Origin of the sequence: Pseudomonas japonica, assembly GCF_900188455.1 — a bacterium.
GTDB classification, from domain to species: Bacteria; Pseudomonadota; Gammaproteobacteria; order Pseudomonadales; family Pseudomonadaceae; genus Aquipseudomonas; species Aquipseudomonas japonica.
Genome location: NZ_FZOL01000004.1, coordinates 192674 through 217549, shown reverse-complemented (window position 1 = coordinate 217549; position 24876 = coordinate 192674). Strand labels below are relative to the sequence as shown.

The following is a 24876-nucleotide window of genomic DNA, read 5'->3' as shown; positions in this document are numbered from 1 at the left end:
AAAGCCCATGGACCTGATACTCGACCTGCTCTCGACCGTCTCCCGCTGGAGCCGCGGCAACCTGTCAGAGATTTCCCTGGCGTTGGTTGGCTGTCTGCTGGTGCTGTTCGGCACCGACATCAAAGCCTGGGTCGAAGGCCGCCTGGGCAACCTGGCCGGCGCCCTGCGTGTACCGTTCATGGCCTTGCTGGTGCTGATCGGCAGCGGCGCTGCGCTGATCTATGCCACCCCGTGGGTGGTGAAGGGACTGAGCCAGTTCAACAACTATGCGCTGGCTCCGGTGCTGCTGGTGGTGCTGGTGTTGATCGGCGTGGTAGCCGATCGGCGGGGGTGATTGGGCCTGCTTTGCAGGCCTTCGCGGGCAAGCCTCGCTCCTACCGGAAAACGCGATAACTCGTAGGAGCGTGGCTTGCCCGCGAAAGGACCGCAAAGCGGTCCCGGAAGATCAGTCGATCTTCTCGAACTTCAGATCCCAGACCCCATGCCCGAGCCGCTCACCACGGCGCTCGAACTTGGTGATCGGCCGCTCTTCCGGACGCGGCACATAGGCCCCATCCGCCGCCTGGTTGCGATACCCAGGCGCCACGGCCATCACTTCCAGCATGTACTCGGCATACGGCTCCCAGTCGGTCGCCATATGGAACACACCGCCGACCTTCAGCTTGCGCCGCACCAGCTCGGCGAACTCCGGCTGGACGATGCGACGCTTGTGGTGCCGGCTCTTGTGCCACGGATCGGGGAAGAACAGCATCAGGCGGTCGAGACTGCCGTCGGCGACGCAGCGATTCAACACCTCGATGGCATCGCAGTCATACACCCGCAGGTTCTTCAGGCCCTGGGTCAGCACGCCATTGAGCAGCGCACCAACACCCGGACGGTGCACTTCGACACCGATGAAGTCCTGCTCCGGCGCGGCGGCGGCCATCTCCAGCAGGGAGTGCCCCATGCCGAAGCCGATTTCCAGGGTGCGTGGCGCCGAGCGACCGAACACCTGGTCGTAGTCCACCGGGCTGTCGGCCAGCGGGAGGATGTACAGCGGGCCGCCCTGCTCCAGGCCGCGCTGCTGGCCTTCGGTCATGCGCCCGGCGCGCATCACGAAACTCTTGATGCGGCGGTGCTGGCGCTCTTCGCCTTCGGCGGTGACAGGCGTTTCTTGCGATTCAGTCATCTGGGACTCTTACTTGATCAGACCATCCAGCGGCGACGAGGCGCTGGCATAGAGTTTCTTCGGCATGCGCCCGGCGAGGTAGGCCATGCGGCCGGCGATGATGGCGTGCTTCATGGCTTCGGCCATCATGACCGGCTGCTGGGCGTGGGCGATGGCCGAGTTCATCAGCACCGCTTCGCAACCCAGTTCCATGGCGATGGTGGCATCGGAAGCGGTACCGACCCCGGCGTCCACCAGTACCGGAACCTTGGCTTCCTCGAGGATGATCTGCAGGTTGTACGGGTTGCAGATCCCCAGGCCAGTGCCGATCAGACCGGCCAGCGGCATGACCGCGATGCAGCCGGCTTCGGCCAGCTGACGGGCGATGATCGGGTCATCGCTGGTGTAGACCATCACGTCGAAACCGTCCTTGACCAGCACTTCGGCGGCCTTGAGGGTTTCGATCACGTTGGGGAACAGGGTCTTCTGGTCGGCCAGGACTTCCAGCTTGACCAGGTTGTGGCCATCCAGCAGCTCGCGAGCCAGGCGGCAGGTACGCACGGCCTCGACCGCGTCGTAGCAGCCGGCGGTGTTCGGCAGGATGGTGTAGCGGTCTGGCGGCAGCACGTCGAGCAGGTTCGGCTCGCCCGGGTTCTGGCCGATGTTGGTCCGGCGCACGGCCACGGTGACGATCTCGGCACCCGAAGCCTCGATGGCCAGGCGGGTTTCTTCCATGTCGCGGTACTTGCCGGTGCCGACCAGCAGGCGCGACTGGAAGGTACGACCGGCCAGGGTGAAGGGCTTGTCGCTACGAACGTTGCTCATCAGAGATCCTCTTGTGGGGGGAGGGAACTTGCGGGTGAAGCGCGACGACTAGCCGCCGCCGATGGCGTGAACCACTTCGACCTGATCACCCTCGTTCAGGGCGGTGCTGTCGTGCTGGCTGCGCGGCACGATGTCGAGATTCAGCTCGACCGCCACCCGGCGCCCGGTCAATTCGAGCCGGCTCAACAGGGCCGAGACGCTCTCGCCGTCGGGCAATTCGTAGGGTTCACCGTTCAGTTGAATGCGCATGCGCACGGCCGCCATTGTTTTCAGGGGCCCGCATTCTAGCGCCGATCCGCGCCCGAACCCAAGGCCGGTGGACACCATTCGTCACGATATTCGACCCGTGAGTCAGTTCAACCGCCAGGCTGCCAACCCCAGGCACAGCCAACCGGCGAGAAAAGCCGTGCCGCCCAGTGGCGTGATCATGCCGAGCTTGCCGATGCCGCTCAGGGTGAGGATGTAGAGGCTGCCGGAGAACAGCAGGATACCGAGGATGAACAGGCTGCCGGCCCAGGTCACCAGGCGACCCGGCAAGTGAACGCTGAGGATGGCGACACCGAACAGGGCCAGCGCGTGGATCAGCTGATAGGTCACGCCGGTCTGGAAGACCGCCAGGTACTCGGCGCTCAGACGGGTCTTCAGGCCGTGGGCGGCGAAGGCGCCAAGGGCGACGCCGGTGAAGCCGAAGAAGGCGGCCAGCAACAGGAAGCTACGCAGCATGGGAGAACTCCTTGGGACACGGGTCTGTATAATGGCCCGCTCATCCGCCGCGGCCAAGCCATCATCATGCTGTCACTCGTTCTCCGCCGCCTTTTTCGCGCCGCGCTCTGGTTCGCTGCCGGCAGCATCGTGCTGGTGCTGATCCTGCGCTGGGTCCCACCGCCGGGTACGGCGTTGATGGTGGAGCGCAAGATCGAGTCCTGGATCGACGGCGAGCCCATCGACCTGCAACGCGACTGGGAGCCGTGGGAGCGGATCTCCGACGATCTGAAGGTGGCGGTCATCGCCGGCGAGGACCAGAAGTTCGCCAGCCACTGGGGCTTCGACTTCAGCGCGATCCAGGCCGCCCTGGCGCATAACGAGCGCGGCGGCAGCATTCGTGGTGCCAGCACCCTCAGCCAACAGGTGGCGAAGAACCAGTTCCTCTGGTCCGGACGCAGTTGGCTACGCAAGGGGCTGGAGGCGTGGTTTACCGCGCTGATCGAGCTGCTGTGGTCGAAAGAACGGATTCTCGAGGTCTACCTCAACAGCGCCGAGTGGGATGACGGGGTATTCGGAGCGCAGGCGGCGGCACGGCATCACTTTGGTGTGGATGCGAGCAAGCTGACGCGGCAGCAGGCCAGTTTGCTGGCGGCTGTGTTGCCCAATCCGCGGAACTGGAGCGCCAGTCGGCCGAGCAGTTATGTCGCGCGGCGGGCGGGATGGATTCGGCAGCAGATGAGCCAACTGGGTGGGGACAGTTATCTGGAACAACTGAGGTAACCCGACCTCGATCTCTCCGTAGGAGCGTGGCTTGCCCGCGAAAGGACTGCGCAGCAGTCCCGAATTCGCTCTGGCAACACCATTTTGGGACCGCTGCGCAGTCCTTTCGCGGGCAAGCCGCGCTCCTACATGAAAGGGGCGGTACGCGGCAGACAGAAACAGAAAACCCGACCTTGCGAGTCGGGTTTTCTGTTTCTGTCAGCGGAGTTGGTCAGGCAGCGATCAAGGCTTTCACCTTGTTCATCGCATTCTTCTCCAACTGACGGATACGCTCCGCCGAGACACTGTACTTGGCCGCCAGGTCATGCAAGGTGGCCTTTTCCTCGGCCAGCCAGCGCTGGTAGAGGATGTCGCGGCTGCGCTCGTCCAGGCCCTGCAGCGCTTCGTGCAGGTTGTTCGACGAACTGTCGCTCCAGTCGGCATCTTCCAGTTGGCGAGCCGGGTCGTAGCGATGGTCTTCCAGGTAGTTGGCCGGCGACTGGAAGGCGCTGTCGTCATCGGCCTCGGAGGCCGGGTCGAAGGCCATGTCCTGGCCCGTCAGGCGACTTTCCATCTCGCGGACTTCCCGCGGCTCCACACCCAGGCTTTCGGCGACGCGATGCACTTCGTCGTTGTTCAGCCAGGCCAGGCGTTTCTTCTGGCTGCGCAGGTTGAAGAACAGCTTGCGCTGGGCCTTGGTGGTGGCGACCTTGACGATCCGCCAGTTACGCAGGATGAACTCGTGGATCTCGGCCTTGATCCAGTGCACCGCGAAGGACACCAGACGCACGCCCATTTCCGGGTTGAAGCGTTTCACGGCTTTCATCAGGCCGACGTTGCCTTCCTGGATCAGGTCGGCCTGGGCCAGCCCGTAGCCGGAATAGCTGCGGGCGATATGTACGACGAAGCGCAGGTGCGCGAGCACCATTTGCCGAGCGGACTCAAGGTTCTGCTCATAGTAGAGACTCTCGGCCAGTTCACGCTCCTGCTCGGCGGTCAGCAGGGGAATGCTGTTCACCGTGTGCACGTAGGCCTCCAGGTTCGCACCCGGGACCAAGGCGTAAGCAGGTTGCAACGAAGTGGTCATACGAAAAAACCTCCGACTCACTGAACTCGTGCCCGTGGGCACTGCCAACATTGACCGGAAACCGCGAAACAAGTTCCCTAAAAACGAAAAGAGTCAATACCAGCAAAAAGACACTATCGTGGCGCCAGCTCACTCAGATGGCGGGCCACCGCGATCCATGCACCGATATACCCCAACAGCACTGCACCAAGCAAGAGCGACAGACCATCGGCAGCGGGCACCCCGGCCAGGGCGAAATCGCTGCCATACAGCCCTGACAGGTCGACGACCGCCTCATTCAGCCAGTTCAAGCCGAATTCCAGCACGCCCCAGGACAGGATCCCCGCACCAAAACCGTACAGCGCGCCCATATAAAGGAAAGGGCGACGCACATAGCTGTCGGTACCGCCGACCAGTTTGATCACTTCGATTTCCGTGCGACGGTTCTCGATGTGCAGACGTATCGTGTTACCAATCACCAGCAACAGCGCGGACACCAGGAGCACGGTCAGGCCGAAGACAAAGCGGTCGCCAAGCTTGAGAATCGCCGCCAGACGCTCGACCCAGACCAGATCGAGCTGGGCCAGTTCGACATGGGGCAGTTCCGCCAAGCGCTGGCGCAGGGCCTCCAGGGCTGGTTTGTCGACTTCGTTCGGGGTCACCACCACCACGCCAGGCAGCGGATTGTCCGGCAACTCGCGCAGCGCTTCGCCCAACCCCGACTGTTGCTGGAACTCGTTCAGCGCCTGCTCGCGGCTGACGTACTCGGCATCGGCCACCCCCGGCAGGGCCTTGATCTGGTCGCGCAGGGCTTCACCCGCACGGGCGCCGGCGTCCAGCTTGAGGTACAGGGAAATCTGCGCCGCGCGCTGCCAGGAACCACCCAGACGCTCGATATTGCCGAGAATCAGCGACAGGCCCATGGGCAGACTCAGCGCCACCGCCATCACCAGACAGGTGAAGAAGCTGCCGATCGGCTGCTTGCCGAGACGACGCAGACTGTCCAGCAGGCTGGAGCGATGACTTTCCAGCCAGGCGGCCAGCAGGGTACGGAAGTCCGGACCGTCGTCCTCGTCCCGGCCCTTCTTCTTTTGTTGCTGCGGATCAGCGGCCTTCGGCGCCACCCGCTCGGATACTTTCGGACTGCGTGTCGCACTCATTGCCCGGCCTCCCCGTCGCCGATCAGACGACCGCGCTGCAGCGTCAGCATGCGATGGCGCATGCGCGCGATCAGGGCCAGGTCGTGACTGGCGATCAGCACGCTGGTGCCCAGGCGGTTGATATCTTCGAAAACCCCCATGATCTCCGCGGCCAGGCGCGGGTCGAGGTTGCCGGTGGGTTCATCCGCCAGCAGCAAGGCCGGACGATGGACGATGGCGCGGGCGATGCCGACCCGCTGCTGCTGACCGGTGGACAGGTCGCCGGGGAACAGTTCGGCCTTGTCGGACAGCGCCACGCGCTCCAGCGCCGAGTCGACCCGCTTGGCGATCTCGGCCTTGGACAGGCCGAGGATCTGCAGCGGCAGGGCGACGTTGTTGAACACGGTACGGTCGAACAGCAACTGGTGGTTCTGGAACACCACGCCGATCTGCCGGCGCAGGAACGGAATCTGCGCGTTGCTGATCTGGCCCAGGTCCTGGCCGGCCAGCAGCAGCTTGCCGCTGGTCGGGCGTTCCATGGCCAGCAGAAGGCGCAGCAAGGTGCTCTTGCCGGCCCCCGAGTGACCGGTCACGAACAGAAACTCGCCCCGCCGTACCCGAAAACTCAACTCATGCAGGCCAACGTGACCATTCGGATAGCGCTTGGCGACCTGTTCGAATCGGATCATGGATGCTCCCGCTCGGCAAACAGTGCTTTAACGAAGGGTTCTGCTTCGAACGTGCGCAGATCATCGATCCCTTCCCCTACGCCAATATAGCGAATGGGCAGACCGAACTGCTTGGCCAGGGCGAAAATCACCCCGCCCTTGGCGGTGCCGTCCAGCTTGGTCAAGGCCAGGCCGGTCAGCTCGACGCTCTGGTTGAAGTGCTTGGCCTGGTTGATGGCGTTCTGGCCGGTACCGGCATCGAGGACCAGCAGGACCTCGTGCGGCGCATCGGCGTCGAGCTTGCCGATGACCCGACGGACCTTCTTCAGCTCTTCCATCAGGTTGTCCTTGGTGTGCAGGCGACCGGCGGTATCGGCGATCAGCACATCGATGCCCCGGGCCTTGGCGGCCTGCACGGCATCGAAGATCACCGAGGCGGAATCGGCCCCGGTGTGCTGGGCGATGACCGGGATCTGGTTGCGCTCACCCCAGACCTGCAACTGCTCCACCGCCGCGGCGCGGAAGGTGTCGCCGGCGGCCAGCATGACCTTCTTGCCTTCGAGTTGGAGCTTTTTCGCCAGCTTGCCGATGGTGGTGGTCTTGCCGGCGCCGTTGACGCCGACCACGAGGATGACGAACGGTCTGCTCTGCGCTTCGATGCGCAGCGGCTGTTCCACCGGCTTGAGCAGCCCGGCGAGTTCGCTCTGCAGCGACTTGTACAGGGCGTCGGCGTCGTCCAACTGCTTGCGCGCGACCTTCTGGGTCAGGTTCTGCACGATCACCGAGGTCGCCTCGACGCCGACGTCGGCGGTCAGCAGACGGGTCTCGATCTCGTCGAGCAGGTCGTCGTCGATGGCTTTCTTGCCGAGGAACAGGCTGGCCATGCCCTCGCCGATGCTGGCGCTGGTCTTGGACAGGCCTTGCTTGAGGCGGGCGAAGAAACCGGTCTTGGCGTCCTCGACAGGTGCGGCAGCGACAGGCTCCGGAACGGGCTCTGGCACGACAACCGCTGCGGGCGCAACCACAGGCGCCGGCGGAGGAACAACGACCGGCGCTGGCTCAGGCGCGGGCTGGACCACGGCCGCAGGCAGCTCGGGAATCGCTGGTGGTGCCTTGGGTTCCAGGTCGGGAACCAGCGCCACCGGTTCTTCCGGCACGGGCAGCACCAGGCTGGACGGCGCGGCGACAGGCGGCTCCTGAACGAGCGGCGCAACCGGCTCGGGACTGACCACCGGCGCGGCAACGACCGGCGCCTCCGGGGTGACTGCCGGGGCAGGCTCGGGAGCAGCGGGAACGGGGGTTTCAGGCTGTTCGACAACAGGTTGCTGGGGCTTCTTGCGCAGCCAGCCGAACAGGCCTTTCTTTTCACCGGGCGCGCCCGGCGTTTTTTTGTCGTCGTTGGAACCAAACATGGAAGACGGCTATCTCAGGGTGGCGATGCGCCAGCGCGGCGCACTCGGAATTCTTTTGTAACGCAGAACAGACTCTTATAAATCCGGCTCGTTCGTGCGCGTCGTCTATTTTGTCGGGGGGCCTTTGCGGCGACATCCTCGACAGGCATGGTCGCCAGGCAACCGGATCAGTATCCTAGCACCTCCTAGCCCGCCGACGCTAAGGCCAAGCGGGCAGCCCAACAGGTTGAATCACGAATGAATGCTCTAGCCCGCCGTGCCGCTGGCCTGCTGCTCGGCACGATTTGTCTGCCCTTCGCGGCCTTCGCCGCCGACCCGCAACCGACCCACGAATTCATCCTCGACAACGGCCTGAAAGTGGTCGTGCGCGAAGACCATCGCGCCCCGGTGGTGGTCTCGCAGGTCTGGTACAAGGTCGGTTCCAGCTACGAAACCCCGGGCCAGACCGGTCTTTCCCACGCCCTGGAGCACATGATGTTCAAGGGCAGCGACAAGCTCGGCCCCGGCGAGGCCTCGCGCATCCTGCGCGACCTCGGCGCCGAGGAAAACGCATTCACCAGCGACGACTACACCGCCTATTACCAGGTGCTGGCCCGTGATCGCCTGAACGTCGCCCTGGAACTGGAAGCCGACCGCATGGCCAGCCTGCGCCTGCCAGCCGACGAGTTCAGTCGCGAAATCGAAGTGATCAAGGAAGAACGCCGCCTGCGCACCGACGACAACCCCGGCGCCAAGGCCTACGAACTGTTCAAGTCCATGGCCTATCCGGCCAGCGGCTATCACACCCCGACCATTGGCTGGATGGCCGACCTGCAACGCATGAAGGTCGAGGAGCTGCGCCACTGGTACGAATCCTGGTACGCGCCGAACAACGCCACCCTGGTGGTGGTCGGCGACGTCAGCGTGGATGAGGTGCGCAAACTGGCCGAACGCTGGTTCGCGAAGATTCCGAAACGCCCCCTGCCGCCGAGCAAGCTGCCGCTGGAGCTGGCCGAGCCCGGTCTGCGCCAGCTCACCGTGCACGTGCGCACGCAACTGCCGAGCCTGATCTTCGGCTTCAACGTACCGGGCCTGGCCACCGCGAAAAACCCGCGGGAAATCCACGCCCTGCGCCTGATCTCCGCCCTGCTCGACGGCGGCTACAGCGCGCGCATGGCCAGCCGCCTGGAGCGCGGCGAAGAGCTGGTGGCCGGCGCCTCCAGCAGCTACAACCCGTTCGCCCGCGGCGACAGCCTGTTCACCCTCTCGGCAACGCCCAACACCCAGAAGAAAAAGACCCTCGCCGAGGTCGAAACCGGCATCTGGAAGTTGCTCGACGAACTGAAGACCACCCCACCAAGCGCCGAGGAGCTGGAGCGCGTGCGTGCCCAGGTCATCGCCGGCCTGGTCTACGACCGCGACTCCATCAGCAGCCAGGCCACCACCATCGGTCAACTGGAAACCGTGGGCCTGTCGTGGAAGCTGATCGACAACGAACTGGATGAGCTGAAGAACGTGACCCCAGCGGATATCCAGAACGCCGCGCGCACCTACTTCGTCCGCGAACGCCTGAGCGTTGCCCATGTACTGCCCGAGGAGCAGGCCAAATGAGCCAGCAGATCACCCGCATCACGCTGAGCGGCCTCGTCGCGGCCACCGCACTGGCGCTGGCCCTGGTCGGCCCGGCCCACGCCGAAGAGGCCAAGCCGGCCAATACCCTGCAATCCCTGGCCGAACTCGACGGCAAGGCGCCCAGCCACCGCACGCTGAACATCCAGAGCTGGAACACCCGGGAAGGCGCGCGCGTGCTGTTCGTCGAAGCCCATGAACTGCCGATGTTCGACCTGCGCCTGATCTTCGCCGCCGGCAGCAGCCAGGATGGCGATAACCCCGGGCTCGCCGCGCTGACCAACGCCATGCTCAACGAGGGCGTGTCCGGCAAGGACGTCAATGCCATCGCCCAGGGCTTCGAAGGCCTCGGCGCCGACTTCGGCAATGGCGCCTATCGCGACATGGCGGTGGCCTCGCTGCGCAGCCTGAGCGTCGCCGACAAGCGCGAACCGGCGCTGAAGCTGTTCGCCGAGGTCGTGGGCAAGCCGACCTTCCCCGCCGACGCCCTGACCCGCATCAAGAACCAGATGCTCGCCGGCTTCGAATACCAGAAGCAGAACCCCGGCAAGCTGGCCAGCCTGCAGCTGTTCGAACGCCTCTACGGCAAGCATCCCTACGGCCACCCGAGCGACGGCACCGCAAAAAGCGTACCGCCGCTTACACTTGAGCAACTGCGCGCGTTCCATGCCAAGGCCTACGCCGCCGGCAACACGGTGATCGCCCTGGTCGGCGACCTCAGCCGCCAGGACGCCGAAGCCATCGCCGCCCAGGTCTCCGCCGCGCTGCCGAAAGGCCCGGCACTGGCCAAGGTGGCGGCCCCGGCCGAACCCAAGCCAGGCCAGAGCCATATCGACTTCCCGTCCAAGCAGACCCACCTGATGCTCGCGGAGCTGGGCATCGACCGCGCCGATCCGGATTACGCGGCGCTGAACCTGGGCAACCAGATCCTCGGCGGCGGCTCCTTCGGCACCCGGCTGATGAGCGAAGTCCGCGAGAAGCGCGGCCTGACCTACGGCATCTATTCCACCTTCGTGCCGATGCAGGCGCGCGGGCCGTTCATGATCAACCTGCAGACCCGCGCCGAACTCAGCGAGGGCACCCTCAAGCTGGTCCAGGACCTGCTGCGCGACTACCTGAAGACCGGCCCGACCCAGCAGGAACTGGACGACGCCAAACGCGAACTGGCTGGCAGTTTCCCGCTGTCCAACGCCAGCAATGCGAGCATCGTCGGCCAACTGGGCGCGATCGGTTTCTATGACCTGCCACTGACCTGGTTGGAAGACTACATGCGCCAATCCCAGGCACTGACCGTCGAGCAGGTCCGGGATGCGCTGAATCGCCACCTGTCCGCGGACAGGCTGGTGATCGTCACCGCGGGGCCCAACGTGCCACAACAGCCGTTGCCGCCGCCGCTCGATAAACCCGCCGAGCAGCCGCTCGGCGTACCGGAGCACTAATGGCCAGTCCATCCAAGCCGCACGCGGGCCAAGGCCAGTTGCGCATCATCGCCGGCGAATGGCGCAGCCGTCGCCTGAACTTCCCCGACGCCCCCGGCCTGCGTCCGACGCCGGACCGGGTGCGGGAAACCCTGTTCAACTGGCTCGCCGCCTACATCGAAGGGGCCAAGGTGCTGGATGCCTTCACCGGCAGCGGCGCGCTGTACCTCGAAGCCCTGTCCCGCGGGGCTGGCGATGCGGTCGCGGTGGACAGCAACCCGGCGGCCATCGCCAGCCTGCGGAACAACCTCGAAGTGCTGCGCTGCCCGCGCGGCCAGGTAGTGCAGAGCGATGTCCTGCGCTATCTGCAGGGCGAGGCGAAACAGCGTTTCGACGTGGTCTTCCTCGATCCGCCGTTCCACCAGGACCTGCTGCCGCAGACCTGCGAACTTCTGGAAACCGGTGGCTGGCTCGCCGATCACTCGTGGATCTACATCGAAAGCGAAACCGCGCCGTCGTCGCTGAACCTGCCGGGCAACTGGCGGCTGCACCGGGAGAAGAAGGCCGGCCAGGTGCACTACGCACTGTGGGAACGCGGCTGACCGTCATCTGTCCGTCATTTCGCGCGGCAGGCCTTGAAACCAGCACTTACACTGGCTAATAGAGCTGCCGCGTGTTCCCGAGTGATGCCGTCATGAAGTCCATGTTCTTCAAGCCCGCAACGGGCCTGTGCAACCCTCACCTGCAAACCCTCTGGGGCCCCCTCTGGCGCAAATCGACGCCGCTGGACCATCAGCGCGAACGCTTGTGGCTGGCCGACGGCGACTTCCTCGATCTGGACTGGAGCGGCCCGCACCGCAACGACGCCCCGCTGGTCCTGGTGCTGCATGGCCTGACCGGCTCGTCGTCCTCGCATTATGTGCTCGGCCTGCAACATGCCCTGCAGGCCCGTGGCTGGGCCAGCGTGGCGGTGAACTGGCGTGGCTGCTCCGGCGAGCCGAACCTGCTGCCTCGCAGCTATCACTCCGGGGCCAGCGAGGACCTGGCCGAAGTCATCGCCCACCTGCGCGCGCAGCGCCCCGCGGCACCGCTATACGCGGTGGGTTACTCGCTGGGGGGCAATGTCCTGCTCAAGCACCTGGGCGAGAGCGGTTCGGCCAGCCAGTTGCAGGCCGCCGTCGCGGTATCGGTGCCGTTCCGCCTGGACCAGTGCGCCGACCGCATCGGCCTGGGCTTCTCGCGGGTCTATCAGGCGCACTTCATCCGCGAGATGGTCGCCTACGTGAAGAACAAGGAGCGCCACTTCCTGCACCGTGGCCATGACGAAGGCCTGGACATCCTCGCCCGCCTGGGCCCGTTGACCAACCTGCGCACCTTCTGGGACTTCGACGGGCGCGTCACCGCGCCGCTCAACGGTTTCAGCGATGCCCACGACTACTACAAGCGCTCGTCCAGCCGCTATTACCTGGGCGACAACCGCACGCCGACGCTGATCATCCAGTCCTGCGACGATCCGTTCGTCTTCCAGCACAGCCTGCCGCAAGCCGATGAACTGGCGAGCACGACCACCCTTGAACTGCATGCCCATGGCGGTCATGTCGGTTTCGTCGACGGCAGCCTGCGCCAGCCGGGGTACTACCTGGAACGGCGTATCCCCGAGTGGCTGGCCGGAGGCGGCTGATCAGTCGCCGGTGGCGACCTGGCGTTGCGGGTCGGTGATCCACTCGCTCCACGAGCCGGCGTACAGCGGCGCCAGCGGATAACCCGCGAGGCTCAGGGCGAACAGGTTGTGACAGGCGGTGACACCCGAACCGCAATAAGCCACCAGATCCTCCGGCTTGCGCGAGCCGATCAGGCCGGCGAAACGGGTTTTCAGTTGCTCCGCGGACAGGAAGCGGCCGTCGGTGCCGAGGTTGTCGGTGAAGACCGCGCATTGTGCCCCGGGAATGTGCCCGGCCACCGGGTCGATCGGCTCCACTTCGCCACGGAAGCGTGGCAGGGCGCGGGCGTCCAGCAGGGTCAGGGCCGGATCGCCGAGGCGCTCGCGCAGTTGCTGGGCGCTGATCAGCAGCTCCGCGTCCGGTGTGCCGGTGAAGGTGCCTTCGTGACGGTCCGCCGGGTCCAGGCTCAGTGGCAGACCCGCTGCGTGCCAGGCCTTGAGGCCGCCGTCGAGAATGGACACGCCACTGCGCTTGCCCAGCCAGGCCAGCAGCCACCAGGCACGGGCGGCGAACGCACCGGGGCCGTCGTCATAGAGCACCACCTCGCTGTCGTTGCTGATGCCCCACTGCTGCAGACGCTCGATCAGCCGCTCCGGCTGCGGCAACGGATGCCGCCCGCTGACGCCCTTGACCACCGTCCCGCTGAGGTCACGCTCCAGATCGGCGAAATGCGCCCCGGCGATATGGCCCTCGGCGTAGCTGCGCTGACCGTAGTCGACGTCATCCAGGGCGAAACGACAATCGAGAATCACCAGTCCGGGTTCGCCGAGGCGTTCCGCCAGTTGCTGGGGTGCAATCAGTTGCGCGAGGGGCATGACAGTCTCCATATCGATTGAAAGGGCGCGTTACTGCTCCAGCGCCTGCTGCAGCGGTACGTAGAATTCTTCACACAGCGCGTCCACCGCCGGGCGGGCCGTGACGGTGACGAAACCGATCTCCAGCACCAGTACCTGATAGACGCCACGCTTGATGGCTTCTTCACTCAGGTGCGCGGAGTTTTCCCGGGTGGTGCAGAGAAAACGCACCCAGGAGGTCAGGACGATCCAGGTGTTGAGGGTCAGCGACTCGATCTGCACCTCGTTCATCTCCAGGATCCCGGCCTCGACGAAGCCGGTATAGATGGCTTGCCCGTGCAACAGACTGCGCTGGGAAAAGCGCCGGTAGCGGGCGGCCAGCTCCTTGTCGCTGTCGAGCAGGTGCTCCAGGTCGCGGTGCAGGAAACGGAAGTTCCACATCGCCGCGAGGATCGCCTTCAGGTAGAAGCGCTTGTCCTCGACCGTGGCCGAACGGCCCTTGGGCGGGTGCAGGAAGCTGTCCACCTGTTCTTCATACTGACTGAACAACTCGGCAATGATTTCCTGCTTGTTGGCGAAGTGGTAGTACAGGTTGCCGGGCGATATCTCCATGTGCGCGGCAATGTGGTTGGTGCTGACACTGCGCTCGCCCTGCTGATTGAACAGCTCCAGGCTGTTCTGCACGATGCGCTCGCGGGTCTTGATTCGCGGGGCCATGACTACAGCTCCAATGGATGGGATCTCTGGGCCTGCTTTGCAGGCCATCGCGGGCAAGCCACGCTCCTACGGTGGAACCCGAGCCTTGCCCGCGAAGCGGCCCCAATGGCGAAATTATTTCGTCATCTTACGGCGGAACCCGTGTCGGTTACACCCACCACAAGGACTAAAACGCCACTCGTGCGAGAGCGAAAATAGAGTATATGCTCTAGTCACAATATCAAGTCACTGGAGGTCCCGATGTCCCAGCTGGACTGGCTCGACACCCTGTTCGCCACGCAGCGCGCCGCCTTCAATCGTCTGCCCATGCCGCCCCTGGCCCAGCGTCGGCAATGGCTCAAGGCCCTGCGCCAGGCGCTGATCGCCCGCCAGGACGAACTGATCGCCGCCATCGATGCAGACTTCGCCGGCCGCAGCGCCGACGAAACCCGCCTCGCCGAACTGCTGCCCAGCGTCCAGGGCCTGATCCATGCGGAAAAACACCTGGGCCGCTGGATGAAAGCCCGGCGCCGCGCGGTCGGCCTGGCCTTCCAGCCGGCCAGCGCGCAGGTGCGCTATCAGCCGCTGGGTGTGGTCGGGGTCATCGTGCCGTGGAACTACCCGCTGTTCCTCGCCATCGGCCCGCTCACCGGCGCCCTCGCCGCCGGCAACCGGGTCATGCTCAAGCTCAGCGAAGCCACCCCGGCCAGCGGTCAGGTACTCAAGTCCCTGCTGGAATCGGTATTCCCCGCCGACATGGTGTGCGTGGTGCTGGGCGAAGCGGAGGTCGGCCAGGCCTTCTCCCGCCTGCCGTTCGATCACCTGCTGTTCACTGGCGCCACCAGCATCGGCCGCGAGGTGATGCGCGCCGCCGCCGACAACCTCACCCCGGTGACCCTGGAACTGGGCGGCAAATCCCCGGCCATCGTCTCCACCACCGTGCCGCTGGCCGATGCCGCCGAACGCATCGCCTTCGGCAAGACCCTGAATGCCGGACAGACCTGCGTCGCCCCCGACTACGTGCTGGTGCCGCGCGAGCGCATTCCCGGCTTCATCGATGCCTATCGCGAGGCGGTGCGACGCTTCTATCCGCGGATCAGCGACAACCCCGACTACACCGCAATCATCAACCCGCGCCACCTGGCCCGGCTCAACGGCTATCTCGACGACGCCCGGCGCCAGGGCGCGCAAGTCACCAGCCTGTATCCGGACGAGACCCCGCTCGACCGCCGCCTGCCACCCCAGGTCCTGGAAAACGTGAACGACGCCATGCGGGTGATGCAGGACGAGATCTTCGGCCCACTGCTGCCCGTGGTGCCCTATGACCATATCGACGAGGCCATTGCCTACATCAACCAGCGTCCGCGTCCGCTGGCCCTGTATTACTTCGGCTACGAACGCGGCGAGCAGCGCCTGGTCCTGGACAACACCCACTCCGGCGGTGCCTGCCTCAACGACACCCTGCTGCACGTGGCCCAGGACGACCTGCCGTTCGGCGGGGTCGGCCCGTCCGGCATGGGCCATTACCACGGCTACGAGGGTTTCCAGACCTTCAGCAAGGCCAAGGCGGTGCTGGCCAAGCAGCGTCTCAACCTGGCCCGGCTGATCTACCCGCCATACGGCGGGCGCCTGCAACAACTGGTGTACCGCTTGTTTATCCGCTGATCACCGCACAGGCCCACAACAATGACAACACGCCTGCCCGAGGTCGCCGCGCTGAACCGCCGCGGCCTGCTCAAGTTCAGTGTCGGCGCCAGCCTGTTTCTTGGCGGCGCCAGCCTGCTGGGATGCTCCGCCGGAAGGCCCGCCAACGGCTTTCGCATCCTGCGCGACGACGACCTGCCGATGCTCCGCGCGGTAACGCCGGTCGTCCTCGAAGGCACCGGCTCGCTCGTCGACCGGGTCCTGGCCCGCCTCGACGATGCCCTCGCCAGCCTGTCCGCGGAAATGCTCAAGCTGACCCGGCAACTGTTCGACGTGCTCGCCCTGCCCCTGACGCGCGGCCCGCTGACCGGTGTCTGGGGTGCCTGGGAGCAGGCCGAACCACAGCGCATCCAGGCGTTTCTCCTGCGCTGGCGCGACAGCTCGCTGAACCTGCTGCGCCAGGGCTACTGCTCACTGCTGCAGTTGCTGCTGATGGCCTGGTACAGCCTGCCCGAGTCCTGGGGCGCCTGCGGTTATCCCGGCCCACCGGCCATCTGAGCGAGAGTCCCCCATGCCCGTACCCGACCTGTTCCGCGACGGCCTCGCCCGCGGCTGGAAAACCCGCGATGGTTCGGCCCTGAGCCAGGACCTCACGCTGGAAACCGATATCGCCATCATCGGCAGCGGCGCCGGCGGCGCCACCAGTGCCGAACTGCTCAGCGCCGCGGGGTTTCGCGTGCTGCTGATCGAAGAGGGGCCACTGAAGACCAGCAGTGATTTCAGGATGCTGGAGCACGAGGCCTACGCCAGCCTCTACCAGGAAGGCATCGGTCGCATGAGCAAGGATGGCGCCATCACCATCCTTCAGGGCCGCGCCGTGGGCGGCACCACGCTGATCAACTGGACCTCCAGCTTTCGCACCCCGGAACCGACGCTGCGCCACTGGGCCAGTGAACACGGGGTCGAAGGCCATGGCGTGGACGACCTGGCGCCCTGGTTCGAACGCCTGGAGCAGCGCCTCGGCATCACCCCCTGGCAGTTGCCACCCAACGCCAACAACGACGTGCTGCGCCGAGGCTGCACGGCCCTTGGCCTGGACTGGAAGGTGATTCCGCGCAATGTCCGCGGTTGCTGGAACCTCGGCTATTGCGGCATGGGCTGCCCGGTCAACGCCAAGCAGTCGATGCTGGTGACCAGCATCCCCGCGGCCCTCGAACACGGCGGCGAGCTGCTCTACCTGGCCCGCGCCGACACGCTGGAACACGATGGCCAGCGGATCCGCGAGCTGCATTGCGTGGCCATGGACCCGCGCTGCGTGGCGCCCACCGGCCGGCGCATCCGCGTTCGTGCCCGGCACTACATCGTCGCCGGCGGCGGCATCAACAGCCCCGCCCTGCTGCTGCGTTCGGCGGCGCCGGACCCGCACCAGCGCCTGGGCAAGCGTACCTTCCTGCACCTGGTCAACTTCAGCGCGGCGCGCTTCGCCGAGCCGGTGAACCCGTTCTACGGCGCGCCGCAGTCGATCTACAGCGATCACTTTCAATGGCGCAACGGCACCGACGGCCCCATGGGCTACAAACTGGAGGTGCCGCCGCTGCATCCGGCCCTGGCCGCCACCCTGCTCGGCGGCTTCGGCACGGAAAACGCGCTGCGCATGGAGGACCTGCCCCACACCCATGTGATGCTCGCCCTGCTGCGCGACGGTTTTCACCCGGACAGTACCGGCGGCCGCGTGGAATTGCGCGGCGACGGCTCCCCCGTGCTGGACTACGCGGTGTCACCCTATGCCTGGGACGGCGTGCGACGGGCGTTTCACAGCATGGCGCAAATCCAGTTCGCCGCCGGTGCGGACAGCGTCCTGCCCCTGCACAGCCACGCCCGGCCAGCGAAAACCCTGGCCGAGGCGCGCCGGAGCATCGACGAACTGCCCCTGGAGCTGTTCCTCACCCGCCTCGGCAGTGCCCATGTCATGGGTGGCTGCGCCATGGGCAATGACCCGCGCCAGAGCGTCTGCGACAGCCTCGGCCGGCATCACCAGCTGGAAAACCTGTCGATCCACGACGGTTCGCTGTTCCCCACCAGCATCGGCGCCAACCCGCAGTTGTCGGTCTACGCCATCAGCGCGCGGCTCAGCCAGTTGCTCGCCGAGCGGCTCCGGCATGCGGCCGGCGTGGCCGTCCATAGTCCTTTTGGCCGGTGATGGCGACTTGGCCCGAGCGTATCGGCTGCGCTACCATCCGAGTCCCTAACGCACTCCTGCCAGGACGACGCGATGAACCGAGTGTTGTACCCGGGTACTTTCGACCCTATTACCAAGGGCCATGGCGATCTGGTCGAACGCGCCTCGCGTCTGTTCGATCACGTGATCATCGCAGTCGCCGCCAGCCCCAAGAAGAATCCGCTGTTCCCCCTGGAACAACGGGTGGAACTGGCGCGCGAAGTGACCAAGCACCTGCCCAACGTCGAAGTCCTCGGCTTCTCGTCGCTGCTGGCGCACTTCGCCAAGGAGCAGCAGGCCAATGTCTTCCTGCGTGGCCTGCGCGCGGTCTCGGATTTCGAGTACGAATTCCAGCTGGCCAACATGAACCGGCAACTGGCGCCCGACGTCGAGAGCCTGTTCCTGACCCCCTCGGAACGTTATTCGTTCATTTCCTCGACACTGGTCCGTGAGATCGCGGCGCTGGGCGGCGATATCACCAAGTTCGTCCACCCGGCGGTGGCCGAAGCGCTGACCGAGCGTTTCAAGAAGTAATCTCATCTGGCCAGGAAAACCGGCGCCCGCGTGCACTACGGGCGCTAATACGGCACAATTGCGCCCATTGGTTTTCAATTGCCAGGGCAGACGTTCCTGGCCGGAGTCCCCATGTCCCTGATCATCACCGACGATTGCATCAACTGCGACGTCTGCGAACCCGAGTGCCCGAACGCCGCCATTTCCCAGGGCGAAGAGATCTATGTGATCGACCCGAACCTGTGCACCCAGTGCGTCGGCCACTACGACGAACCACAGTGCCAGCAGGTCTGCCCGGTCGACTGCATCCCGCTGGATGAAGCCCATCCGGAGACCGAAGACGAGCTGATGGCCAAATACCGCCGTATCACCGGCAAGGCCTGATGACCGGCGTCGCCACGCTTCGCACCTTGTTCCTTGGCGCCTGCCTGGCGCTGTGCAGTGTCGCCGCCCTGGCCGCTGGCCCGGGACGCGCGGCGGTGGCCACGCCCCATGCCGACGCGACCGCCGCGGCGCGGGAAATCCTCCAGCAGGGCGGCAATGCCTTCGACGCGGCAATCGCCGTGAGCGCCGCCCTGGCGGTGGTCGAGCCCTATGGCTCGGGACTCGGTGGCGGTGGCTTCTTCCTGCTGCGCCAGCCCGGCAACCCGACCGCCTATCGCTTCATCGACGCCCGTGAACGCGCGCCCGCCAGGGCCACCGCGGACATGTACCTGAAGGACGGCAAGGTCCAGCCCGGCCTGTCGATCAACGGTCCGCTGGCGGCGGCGATTCCCGGCTTGCCGGCGGCGCTCGATGAACTGGCAGCGCGCTACGGCAAGCTGCCGCTGAAGAACACCCTGGCCCCGGCGATTCGCCTGGCCAACCAGGGCTTCGCCGTCGACCGCATCTACCGCGACCGCGCCACGATGCGCCAGGCCGCCCTGCGCGACGACGCGGAAAGCGCCCGGCTGTTTCTCGACCAGGGTGAAGTCCCGGCGCTGGGCAAGGTGATTCGCCAGCCGGAACTGGCCGCGACCCTGCAACGCCTGGCGGACCAGGGCCGCGACGGTTTCTATCGTGGACCGGTGGCGCTGCAGTTGGTCAAGGAGGTCAACTCGGCCGGGGGTATCTGGAGCGTCGACGACCTTGCCGATTACCACACCGCCACCCGCGAACCCCTGCGCCATGCCCTCGCCGACCAGCGCGAGCTGATCAGCGCCCCGCCGCCCTCCGCCGGCGGCGTGGCCATCGCCCAGAGCCTGGCGATGCTGCAGCGCCTGCCGTGGCAGAGCGCCGACAAGGTCCAGCGCGCCCACTACGTGCTGGAAGTACTGCGCCGGGCCTACCGCGATCGCGGCCTGCTGGGGGATCCGGACCATGTGGCGAACCCGATCCCGCAGTTGCTCTCACGCCAGCACCTGACCGCGCTGGCCGACACTATCGACGTCCGCGACGCCACGCCCAGCAGCAGCCTGCCGCCGTCCCCGGCCTGGCGCGAAGGCGATCACACCACCCATTTCGCGGTGATCGACGCCGAAGGCAATGTCGTGGCGGCGACGCTGTCGGTCAACCTGCCGTTCGGTGCGGCCTTCACCGCGCCGGGGACCGGGGTGGTGCTGAACAACGAAATGGACGATTTCGCCGCCGATCCGCGCGGCAGCAACAGTTATGGCCTGACGGGCAGCCAGGCCAATGCCGTGGCGGCGGGCAAGCGGCCGTTGTCGAGCATGAGTCCGAGTTTCATCGAAAGTCCGCAGCAGTTCGCCGCCTTCGGTACGCCAGGCGGCAGCCGGATTCCGAGCATGGTGCTGCTGTCGATGCTGGAGTACCTGGCCGGGCGCCCCGTGAGCACCTGGCCGGCGGTGCCGCGCTATCACCATCAGTACCTGCCGGACGTGGTGGAGCATGAACCCGGGGCATTCAGTGCAGCCGAGATGGAGGCCTTGCGGGCGCGGGGCTACAGCCTGAAGGATGTGGGTCGCAGCTATGGCAACCAGCAGGTGCTGTTCTGGGACAAACGGGATGGGACGCTGGAGGCGGCCAGTGATCCAAGAGGCGTGGGCAGTTCAGCAGTGCACTGATGCGCCGCACACCTCCGCCGTACTGCGACACGCTGCGCGCGACTTGCTCTCGTAGGAGCGCGGCTCGCCCGCGAAAGGACCGCAAAGCGGTCCCAATCCAGTCAGCACCTTTTTGGGACCGCTCCGCAGTCCTTTCGCGGCGGTTCGGCGCCCCGACAAGCCGCGCTCCTACAGCGGAAGGCAGAGAATTCGGGACTTCCGGGTTACTTCTGGCACCGCGGACAGAACACACTCGCCCGCTGCCCCAATTTCACTTCCCGAAGCGTCGCCGCACACACCTTGCACGGCTCCCCGCCCCGTCCATAGACGAACAGCTCCTGCTGGAAATACCCCGGCTGCCCGTCGCCGCCGATGAAGTCCCGCAGCGTGGTGCCGCCCCGTTCGATGGCCGCCGCCAGGATCCGCTTGATCTCGATGGTCAGCCGCAGATAGCGCGCCCGGGAAATGCTCCCCGCCTCGCGCCGCGGGTCGATACCGGCCGCGAACAGCGCCTCGGTCGCATAGATATTGCCCACGCCGACCACCACCGCGTTGTCCATGATGAACGGCTTCACCGCCATCGACCGCCCGCGGGACAGCTGGAACAGGCGCTCGCCATCGAACAGGTCGGTCAACGGCTCCGGCCCCAGCCGCGCCAGCAGCTCATGCTCCAGCGGCGCATGGCTCCAGAGCATCGCGCCAAAGCGCCGCGGATCGGTGTAGCGCAAGGCCAGGCCGGACTCCAGCTCGATGTCCACATGTTCATGCTTCTGCGCCGGCAGGCCGATTTCCACCAGGCGCAGGTTGCCGGACATGCCCAGGTGGCTGATCAGCGTGCCCACCTCGGCATTCAGCAGCAGGTACTTGGCGCGCCGCTCCACCGAGACGAAGCGCTGCCCCGACAGGCGCACATCGAGGTCTTCGGGGATCGGCCAGCGCAGCCGCCGGTCGCGGACGATCACGCGGCTGACGCGCTGGCCTTCGAGATAGGGGGCAATGCCGCGGCGGGTGGTCTCGACTTCGGGTAATTCAGGCATGGATCAGTGGCCACCGAGTTCCTGGATGGTTTGCTTGAGGTTGTCGAAGTCGTATTCCGACAGGCCGATGTAGTCCAGCACCAGATGCCCGACGCTGTTCCACTCGTGATCGACGCTCTGGTTGCCCAGCACCCGGTACGAAGCGCAGATGTGCTCGGCCATCTTCAGGATCGCCAGCAGGTTCTTCAGCGGCGCGCTGCGCGGCGAGTCGTCGCTGAACACGGCAAGGGCATTGTGGTGATTGGCGATGGCATTGCTGACATGCTCCGGCAGGCGCCAGGAGCGCGCGGTGTAGTAACCGACCACGGCATGGTTGGTGTTGAACACCTGGTTCTCGGTGTCGACCACGCGCTGCTGCGCGCCGGCGCTGGCGTAGGCATCTTCCAGCACGCTCATGTAGTCGGGAAAACGCTTGAGCATCAGCGGCACGCCGCAATCGTGGAACAGCCCCAGGGCATAGGCCTCGTCCACCGCCTGCGCGCCAAAGCGCTTGGCCAGGGTCAGGCAGGTCATCGCCACGTCCTGGGCGGTGTCCCAGAAGCGGTTGAGGGTGACGATGGTCTCGTCGCTCATCTCGCCCTTGATCGATTGCGCGTTGATCAGGTTGATCACCGAGCGGCTGCCCAGCAGGTTCACCGCGCGCTGGATCGAGGCGATCTTGTTGGTCAGCCCGTAATGCGCCGAATTGACGATCTTCAGCAGCGCGCCGGCCAGTCCCGGGTCCTGGGCGATCAGCCTGGCGATCGTCTCCAGGTCAGGATCGGGCATGTACTGCTCCATCTGCAGATCGACCATGATCTGCGGCTGAGGCGGCACGCTGATGCCTTGCAAGGCTTGCTGGATCTGTTCGGCGGAAAGTTCCTGGGGCATAAGTTCACACTCGCGGCTGACGGGCGATTCTAACCTGATCGTTCGGTCGAGTGACGGCCAGTCGCCATGCAATTTGTCGCGGCGGCAGGTGCCTGCCCCGGCCGACACGGTATACTCCCGCTCTTTTTTCCCGGAGCGACGTCATGTCCCTGCCCAGCCTTCGTCTCAAAGCCAATGCCGACCGCCGTCTGCGCGCCGGCCACCTGTGGGTCTACAGCAACGAGATCGACGTCGCCGCCACTCCGCTGCACGGTTTCAAGGCCGGCGACCAGGCAATCCTGGAAGCCGCGGGCGGCAAGGCCCTGGGCATCGTCGCGGTGAGCCCGAACAACCTGATCTGCGCCCGCCTGCTGTCGCGCGATATCAAGCTGTCGCTGGACAAGTCGCTGCTGGTGCACCGCCTGAACGTCGCCCTGTCGCTGCGCGAGCGCCTGTTCGACAAGCCGTTCTACCGCCTGGTGTACGGTGATTCCGACCTGTTGCCGGGGCTGGTGGTCGACCGGTTCGGCGACATCCTCGTGGTGCAGATCGCCTCGCCGACCATGGAGCGTCAGCGCGACGACGTCCTCGCCGCCCTGATCCAGGTGCTCAAGCCCAGCGGCATACTGTTCAAGAATGACTCCTCGGCGCGCGATGCCGAAGGCCTGGAACGTTACGTCGAGACCGTCTACGGCGAAGTGCCGGACTGGGTCGCCCTGGAAGAGAACGGCGTGAAATTCGAAGCGCCGGTGCTGGAAGGCCAGAAGACCGGCTGGTTCTACGACCACCGCATGAACCGCGCGCGCCTGGCGCCGTACGTCAAGGGCAAGCGTGTGCTCGACCTGTTCAGCTACATCGGTGGCTGGGGCGTGCAGGCCGGTGCCTTCGGCGCCAGCGAAGTGTTCTGCGTCGACGCGTCGGGCTTCGCCCTGGATGGTGTCGAGCGCAATGCCACGCTCAATGGTTTCGCCGAGAAGGTCACCTGCATCGAAGGCGACGTGTTCGCCGCCCTGCGTGAACTGAAGGCCGCCGAAGAGCGCTTCGACGTGATCGTCGCCGACCCGCCCGCCTTCATCAAACGCAAGAAGGACCTGAAGAACGGCGAAGGCGCCTACCGCCGCCTCAACGAACAGGCCATGCGCCTGCTGAGCAAGGACGGCATCCTGGTCAGCGCTTCGTGCTCGATGCACCTGCCGGAAGATGACCTGCAGAACATCCTGCTGACCAGCGCCCGCCACCTGGACCGCAATATCCAGCTGCTGGAGCGTGGTGGCCAGGGCCCGGACCATCCGGTGCACCCGGCGATTCCGGAGACGCGCTATATCAAGAGCATCATCTGCCGGTTGCTGCCGAACAGCTGATCAGCGCTTGAATGAAAAATCCCGGCCTGGTGCCGGGATTTTTTATGGGCCGAATATTGTTGGGCCTGCTTTGCAGGCCTTCGCGAGCAAGCTCTGCTCCCACAGATAAGCGTTCCTGTGGGAGCGAGCTTGCTCGCGAATGGGCCACAAACCGGCCCCATAACTCACCGCTCCGCAAGATAAGCGGTGACATCGACATCCAACGCTCCCCAGTCCATTCCCTCGAACTCCGGATGGCCTCGGTGAGCCACGGCACTGCTGGGCAAGGGAATGGGACGGCCGCTTCCGGCGATTTCATCGAGCATGATGTGCGCCACCTCGACTGCGGCGGCACAAGCCTCTTCAAAGGTATCAGCTGCCGTAACGGCGCCGGGGATGTCGGGGATCTGGATACCGATAGCGGTAAGCCCCTCCTCCCATTCGATACTGATTGGATAAAGCATTGGCAACCTCCTGCAAAATTGCACGAGGCGACCTTACTTCAGGTCAACCTGTCGAGAGTGGGAAAGATGCTGTCCGTTCAGTCGCTATCGCTGGCAAGCCAACTCCCACATAGACCGCGTGCATCCAAACAAACTCTCTACAACCCACCCAGCATCGCCTTCACCACCCGCCGATGAATCGGCGCGATCAGGCGCATGTACAGCCGCCCCAGCCAGTTGTGCGGCTCGACGATGGAGGTCAGGCTCAGTTGGTTGTTCGGGTCCAGGTGCACGGAGATCAGCACATCCAGGTGGCTGTCCTTGAGCGACAGGATCAGTTCCTTGTCGGTCACCGCGGCGACCTGGAAGAAATCCAGCTGCTCGCCGACCCGGGGCGTCCTCTGCTCGCGCAGGTTGAAACCGGCCACCGGCTTGAGCCCGAACGGACGGACCATGAGGTCGCGCAACCACAATGCCTGGTTGATCCATTTCGGCACCGCGCGACTCATGCGCTGGTAGGCGTCCAGCGCGGTCAGGCCCTGTTCCGGGGTGACCCGGCGGGCGAAACAGTCGAAGAACCATGCCGTGGTGGAAAGCATGCGCAGCACGCTGCTGGCGGGAACATCGGCAGGGTGGACCATATTTCCTCCGTGAAAAAAGGCCATCATTCGAAGAAGGACGCCAAGGTAACGCTCTAGCACGCGGAAAGCGAGCCCGATGACAAATCCCGCCGACCATCCATTGCGCCATTCCCTAAGCCCGCCAGCGGTGTAGAATCGGCCTATTCATCGCCAGTCATCCCCGGCGGGTCTATGAGCTCTGGCCAAGCGCG

At 65.4% G+C, this 24876-nt stretch carries 26 protein-coding genes and 1 pseudogene; 13 read left to right on the top strand and 14 right to left on the bottom strand.

Translation table 11 applies throughout. From position 1 onward, the window contains the following. Window positions 1–7 precede the first annotated feature (7 nt). The gene (locus CHB99_RS07330; RefSeq protein ID WP_042121192.1) at window positions 8–334 is read left to right on the top strand and encodes a DUF3392 family protein; all 327 of its coding nucleotides are present in this window, start codon (window positions 8–10) and stop codon (window positions 332–334) included. Between the two features lie 111 nt (window positions 335–445). On the opposite strand, the gene trmB is transcribed toward CHB99_RS07330, so the two are convergent. The 4 genes from trmB to CHB99_RS07310 form a co-directional block, all read right to left on the bottom strand. Beyond that, on the bottom strand, window positions 446–1168 hold the full coding sequence (gene trmB, locus CHB99_RS07325) for a tRNA (guanosine(46)-N7)-methyltransferase TrmB (RefSeq protein WP_042121191.1): 723 nt from the start codon (window positions 1166–1168) through the stop codon (window positions 446–448). A 9-nt stretch (window positions 1169–1177) separates the two neighbouring features. Then, window positions 1178–1972: a thiazole synthase gene (locus CHB99_RS07320; protein ID WP_042121190.1), complete on the bottom strand. Its 795-nt coding sequence runs from the start codon at window positions 1970–1972 to the stop codon at window positions 1178–1180. A 48-nt stretch (window positions 1973–2020) separates the two neighbouring features. Next, a complete protein-coding gene (gene thiS, locus CHB99_RS07315) occupies window positions 2021–2221 on the bottom strand; it encodes a sulfur carrier protein ThiS (RefSeq protein ID WP_084702495.1) in 201 nt (66 codons plus the stop codon). A gap of 102 nt (window positions 2222–2323) precedes the next feature. Next, complete coding sequence (locus tag CHB99_RS07310) at window positions 2324–2695, bottom strand: DUF423 domain-containing protein (RefSeq protein WP_042121188.1); 372 nt, start codon at window positions 2693–2695, stop codon at window positions 2324–2326. 66 nt (window positions 2696–2761) lie between these two features. On the opposite strand from CHB99_RS07310, the gene mtgA reads away from it, so the two are divergent. Next, complete coding sequence (mtgA, locus tag CHB99_RS07305; RefSeq protein WP_042121187.1) at window positions 2762–3457, top strand: monofunctional biosynthetic peptidoglycan transglycosylase; 696 nt, start codon at window positions 2762–2764, stop codon at window positions 3455–3457. A gap of 211 nt (window positions 3458–3668) precedes the next feature. Here the strand turns inward: mtgA and rpoH are convergent, their stop codons facing one another. From rpoH to ftsY, 4 genes are all read right to left on the bottom strand, one after another. Further along, window positions 3669–4523: an RNA polymerase sigma factor RpoH gene (gene rpoH / locus CHB99_RS07300; RefSeq protein ID WP_042121186.1), complete on the bottom strand. Its 855-nt coding sequence runs from the start codon at window positions 4521–4523 to the stop codon at window positions 3669–3671. Window positions 4524–4636: 113 nt separating this feature from the next. Continuing rightward, window positions 4637–5662 (bottom strand): permease-like cell division protein FtsX, encoded by a 1026-nt coding sequence (gene ftsX, locus CHB99_RS07295; protein ID WP_042121184.1) that lies wholly within the window; start codon window positions 5660–5662, stop codon window positions 4637–4639. Next, window positions 5659–6330 (bottom strand): cell division ATP-binding protein FtsE, encoded by a 672-nt coding sequence (gene ftsE, locus CHB99_RS07290; RefSeq protein WP_042121183.1) that lies wholly within the window; start codon window positions 6328–6330, stop codon window positions 5659–5661. Before ftsE ends, ftsX begins: the two co-directional genes overlap by 4 nt. Continuing rightward, window positions 6327–7721 (bottom strand): signal recognition particle-docking protein FtsY, encoded by a 1395-nt coding sequence (gene ftsY, locus CHB99_RS07285; RefSeq protein ID WP_042121180.1) that lies wholly within the window; start codon window positions 7719–7721, stop codon window positions 6327–6329. The genes ftsE and ftsY overlap by 4 nt, the downstream gene beginning before the upstream one ends. 237 nt (window positions 7722–7958) lie before the next feature. On the opposite strand from ftsY, the gene CHB99_RS07280 reads away from it, so the two are divergent. The 4 genes from CHB99_RS07280 (at window position 7959) to CHB99_RS07265 (ending at window position 12428) form a co-directional block, all read left to right on the top strand. Then, the gene (locus CHB99_RS07280; RefSeq protein WP_042121179.1) at window positions 7959–9311 is read left to right on the top strand and encodes a M16 family metallopeptidase; all 1353 of its coding nucleotides are present in this window, start codon (window positions 7959–7961) and stop codon (window positions 9309–9311) included. Next, window positions 9308–10768, top strand: a complete 1461-nt coding sequence (locus tag CHB99_RS07275; protein ID WP_042121178.1) for a M16 family metallopeptidase — start codon at window positions 9308–9310, stop codon at window positions 10766–10768. The genes CHB99_RS07280 and CHB99_RS07275 overlap by 4 nt, the downstream gene beginning before the upstream one ends. Further along, window positions 10768–11349, top strand: a complete 582-nt coding sequence (rsmD, locus tag CHB99_RS07270; RefSeq protein ID WP_042121177.1) for a 16S rRNA (guanine(966)-N(2))-methyltransferase RsmD — start codon at window positions 10768–10770, stop codon at window positions 11347–11349. The genes CHB99_RS07275 and rsmD overlap by 1 nt, the downstream gene beginning before the upstream one ends. Window positions 11350–11441: 92 nt before the next feature. Further along, window positions 11442–12428: a hydrolase gene (locus CHB99_RS07265; protein ID WP_042121175.1), complete on the top strand. Its 987-nt coding sequence runs from the start codon at window positions 11442–11444 to the stop codon at window positions 12426–12428. Here the strand turns inward: CHB99_RS07265 and CHB99_RS07260 are convergent, their stop codons facing one another. After that, on the bottom strand, window positions 12429–13283 hold the full coding sequence (locus CHB99_RS07260) for a sulfurtransferase (RefSeq protein ID WP_042121174.1): 855 nt from the start codon (window positions 13281–13283) through the stop codon (window positions 12429–12431). 30 nt (window positions 13284–13313) lie between these two features. Further along, the gene (locus CHB99_RS07255; protein WP_042121173.1) at window positions 13314–13979 is read right to left on the bottom strand and encodes a TetR/AcrR family transcriptional regulator; all 666 of its coding nucleotides are present in this window, start codon (window positions 13977–13979) and stop codon (window positions 13314–13316) included. Window positions 13980–14219: 240 nt separating this feature from the next. On the opposite strand from CHB99_RS07255, the gene CHB99_RS07250 reads away from it, so the two are divergent. From CHB99_RS07250 to ggt, 6 genes are all read left to right on the top strand, one after another. Then, window positions 14220–15623, top strand: coding sequence for a coniferyl aldehyde dehydrogenase (locus tag CHB99_RS07250; RefSeq protein ID WP_042121171.1), 1404 nt, complete (start codon window positions 14220–14222; stop codon window positions 15621–15623). A 51-nt stretch (window positions 15624–15674) separates the two neighbouring features. Further along, a complete protein-coding gene (locus CHB99_RS07245; protein ID WP_042121307.1) occupies window positions 15675–16160 on the top strand; it encodes a hypothetical protein in 486 nt (161 codons plus the stop codon). A gap of 13 nt (window positions 16161–16173) precedes the next feature. Then, on the top strand, window positions 16174–17802 hold the full coding sequence (locus CHB99_RS07240) for a GMC family oxidoreductase (protein ID WP_042121170.1): 1629 nt from the start codon (window positions 16174–16176) through the stop codon (window positions 17800–17802). Window positions 17803–17874: 72 nt separating this feature from the next. Next, window positions 17875–18354 (top strand): pantetheine-phosphate adenylyltransferase, encoded by a 480-nt coding sequence (gene coaD / locus CHB99_RS07235; RefSeq protein WP_042121169.1) that lies wholly within the window; start codon window positions 17875–17877, stop codon window positions 18352–18354. Window positions 18355–18465: 111 nt separating this feature from the next. After that, window positions 18466–18717, top strand: coding sequence for a YfhL family 4Fe-4S dicluster ferredoxin (locus CHB99_RS07230; RefSeq protein ID WP_011531711.1), 252 nt, complete (start codon window positions 18466–18468; stop codon window positions 18715–18717). Beyond that, entirely contained in the window at window positions 18717–20396 is a 1680-nt protein-coding gene (ggt, locus tag CHB99_RS07225) for a gamma-glutamyltransferase (protein WP_042121168.1), read from the top strand. Before CHB99_RS07230 ends, ggt begins: the two co-directional genes overlap by 1 nt. Before the next feature lie 203 nt (window positions 20397–20599). Here ggt and mutM read toward each other — a convergent pair whose 3' ends face one another. After that, window positions 20600–21412 (bottom strand): bifunctional DNA-formamidopyrimidine glycosylase/DNA-(apurinic or apyrimidinic site) lyase, encoded by an 813-nt coding sequence (gene mutM / locus CHB99_RS07220; protein ID WP_042121166.1) that lies wholly within the window; start codon window positions 21410–21412, stop codon window positions 20600–20602. A 3-nt stretch (window positions 21413–21415) separates the two neighbouring features. Continuing rightward, window positions 21416–22228: an HDOD domain-containing protein gene (locus CHB99_RS07215; protein ID WP_167335837.1), complete on the bottom strand. Its 813-nt coding sequence runs from the start codon at window positions 22226–22228 to the stop codon at window positions 21416–21418. Between the two features lie 197 nt (window positions 22229–22425). On the opposite strand from CHB99_RS07215, the gene CHB99_RS07210 reads away from it, so the two are divergent. Continuing rightward, complete coding sequence (locus CHB99_RS07210) at window positions 22426–23622, top strand: class I SAM-dependent rRNA methyltransferase (RefSeq protein WP_042121163.1); 1197 nt, start codon at window positions 22426–22428, stop codon at window positions 23620–23622. 170 nt (window positions 23623–23792) lie between these two features. Here the strand turns inward: CHB99_RS07210 and CHB99_RS07205 are convergent. Together CHB99_RS07205 and CHB99_RS07200 are read right to left on the bottom strand one after the other, a co-directional pair. Next, a pseudogene (locus CHB99_RS07205) lies at window positions 23793–24065 on the bottom strand (type II toxin-antitoxin system HicB family antitoxin); the annotation flags it as partial. 137 nt (window positions 24066–24202) lie between these two features. Continuing rightward, window positions 24203–24685, bottom strand: coding sequence for a DUF2867 domain-containing protein (locus CHB99_RS07200; protein WP_052419362.1), 483 nt, complete (start codon window positions 24683–24685; stop codon window positions 24203–24205). Window positions 24686–24876 lie beyond the last annotated feature (191 nt).

Excerpts from the sequence above, each read along its gene's own strand:
- rpoH (WP_042121186.1), bottom strand. The coding sequence starts at position 4,523 with ATGACCACTTCGTTGCAACCTGCTTACGCCTTGGTCCCGGGTGCGAAC.
- rsmD (WP_042121177.1), top strand. The coding sequence starts at position 10,768 with ATGGCCAGTCCATCCAAGCCGCACGCGGGCCAAGGCCAGTTGCGCATC.
- CHB99_RS07310 (WP_042121188.1), bottom strand. The coding sequence starts at position 2,695 with ATGCTGCGTAGCTTCCTGTTGCTGGCCGCCTTCTTCGGCTTCACCGGC.
- CHB99_RS07240 (WP_042121170.1), top strand. The coding sequence starts at position 16,174 with ATGCCCGTACCCGACCTGTTCCGCGACGGCCTCGCCCGCGGCTGGAAA.
- CHB99_RS07265 (WP_042121175.1), top strand. The coding sequence starts at position 11,442 with ATGAAGTCCATGTTCTTCAAGCCCGCAACGGGCCTGTGCAACCCTCAC.
- CHB99_RS07255 (WP_042121173.1), bottom strand. The coding sequence starts at position 13,979 with ATGGCCCCGCGAATCAAGACCCGCGAGCGCATCGTGCAGAACAGCCTG.
- mutM (WP_042121166.1), bottom strand. The coding sequence starts at position 21,412 with ATGCCTGAATTACCCGAAGTCGAGACCACCCGCCGCGGCATTGCCCCC.
- CHB99_RS07230 (WP_011531711.1), top strand. The coding sequence starts at position 18,466 with ATGTCCCTGATCATCACCGACGATTGCATCAACTGCGACGTCTGCGAA.
- CHB99_RS07200 (WP_052419362.1), bottom strand. The coding sequence starts at position 24,685 with ATGGTCCACCCTGCCGATGTTCCCGCCAGCAGCGTGCTGCGCATGCTT.
- CHB99_RS07320 (WP_042121190.1), bottom strand. The coding sequence starts at position 1,972 with ATGAGCAACGTTCGTAGCGACAAGCCCTTCACCCTGGCCGGTCGTACC.
- trmB (WP_042121191.1), bottom strand. The coding sequence starts at position 1,168 with ATGACTGAATCGCAAGAAACGCCTGTCACCGCCGAAGGCGAAGAGCGC.
- CHB99_RS07210 (WP_042121163.1), top strand. The coding sequence starts at position 22,426 with ATGTCCCTGCCCAGCCTTCGTCTCAAAGCCAATGCCGACCGCCGTCTG.
- thiS (WP_084702495.1), bottom strand. The coding sequence starts at position 2,221 with ATGCGCATTCAACTGAACGGTGAACCCTACGAATTGCCCGACGGCGAG.
- CHB99_RS07275 (WP_042121178.1), top strand. The coding sequence starts at position 9,308 with ATGAGCCAGCAGATCACCCGCATCACGCTGAGCGGCCTCGTCGCGGCC.
- ftsX (WP_042121184.1), bottom strand. The coding sequence starts at position 5,662 with ATGAGTGCGACACGCAGTCCGAAAGTATCCGAGCGGGTGGCGCCGAAG.
- CHB99_RS07260 (WP_042121174.1), bottom strand. The coding sequence starts at position 13,283 with ATGCCCCTCGCGCAACTGATTGCACCCCAGCAACTGGCGGAACGCCTC.
- mtgA (WP_042121187.1), top strand. The coding sequence starts at position 2,762 with ATGCTGTCACTCGTTCTCCGCCGCCTTTTTCGCGCCGCGCTCTGGTTC.
- CHB99_RS07250 (WP_042121171.1), top strand. The coding sequence starts at position 14,220 with ATGTCCCAGCTGGACTGGCTCGACACCCTGTTCGCCACGCAGCGCGCC.
- CHB99_RS07330 (WP_042121192.1), top strand. The coding sequence starts at position 8 with ATGGACCTGATACTCGACCTGCTCTCGACCGTCTCCCGCTGGAGCCGC.
- ftsY (WP_042121180.1), bottom strand. The coding sequence starts at position 7,721 with ATGTTTGGTTCCAACGACGACAAAAAAACGCCGGGCGCGCCCGGTGAA.
- CHB99_RS07280 (WP_042121179.1), top strand. The coding sequence starts at position 7,959 with ATGAATGCTCTAGCCCGCCGTGCCGCTGGCCTGCTGCTCGGCACGATT.
- ggt (WP_042121168.1), top strand. The coding sequence starts at position 18,717 with ATGACCGGCGTCGCCACGCTTCGCACCTTGTTCCTTGGCGCCTGCCTG.
- coaD (WP_042121169.1), top strand. The coding sequence starts at position 17,875 with ATGAACCGAGTGTTGTACCCGGGTACTTTCGACCCTATTACCAAGGGC.
- ftsE (WP_042121183.1), bottom strand. The coding sequence starts at position 6,330 with ATGATCCGATTCGAACAGGTCGCCAAGCGCTATCCGAATGGTCACGTT.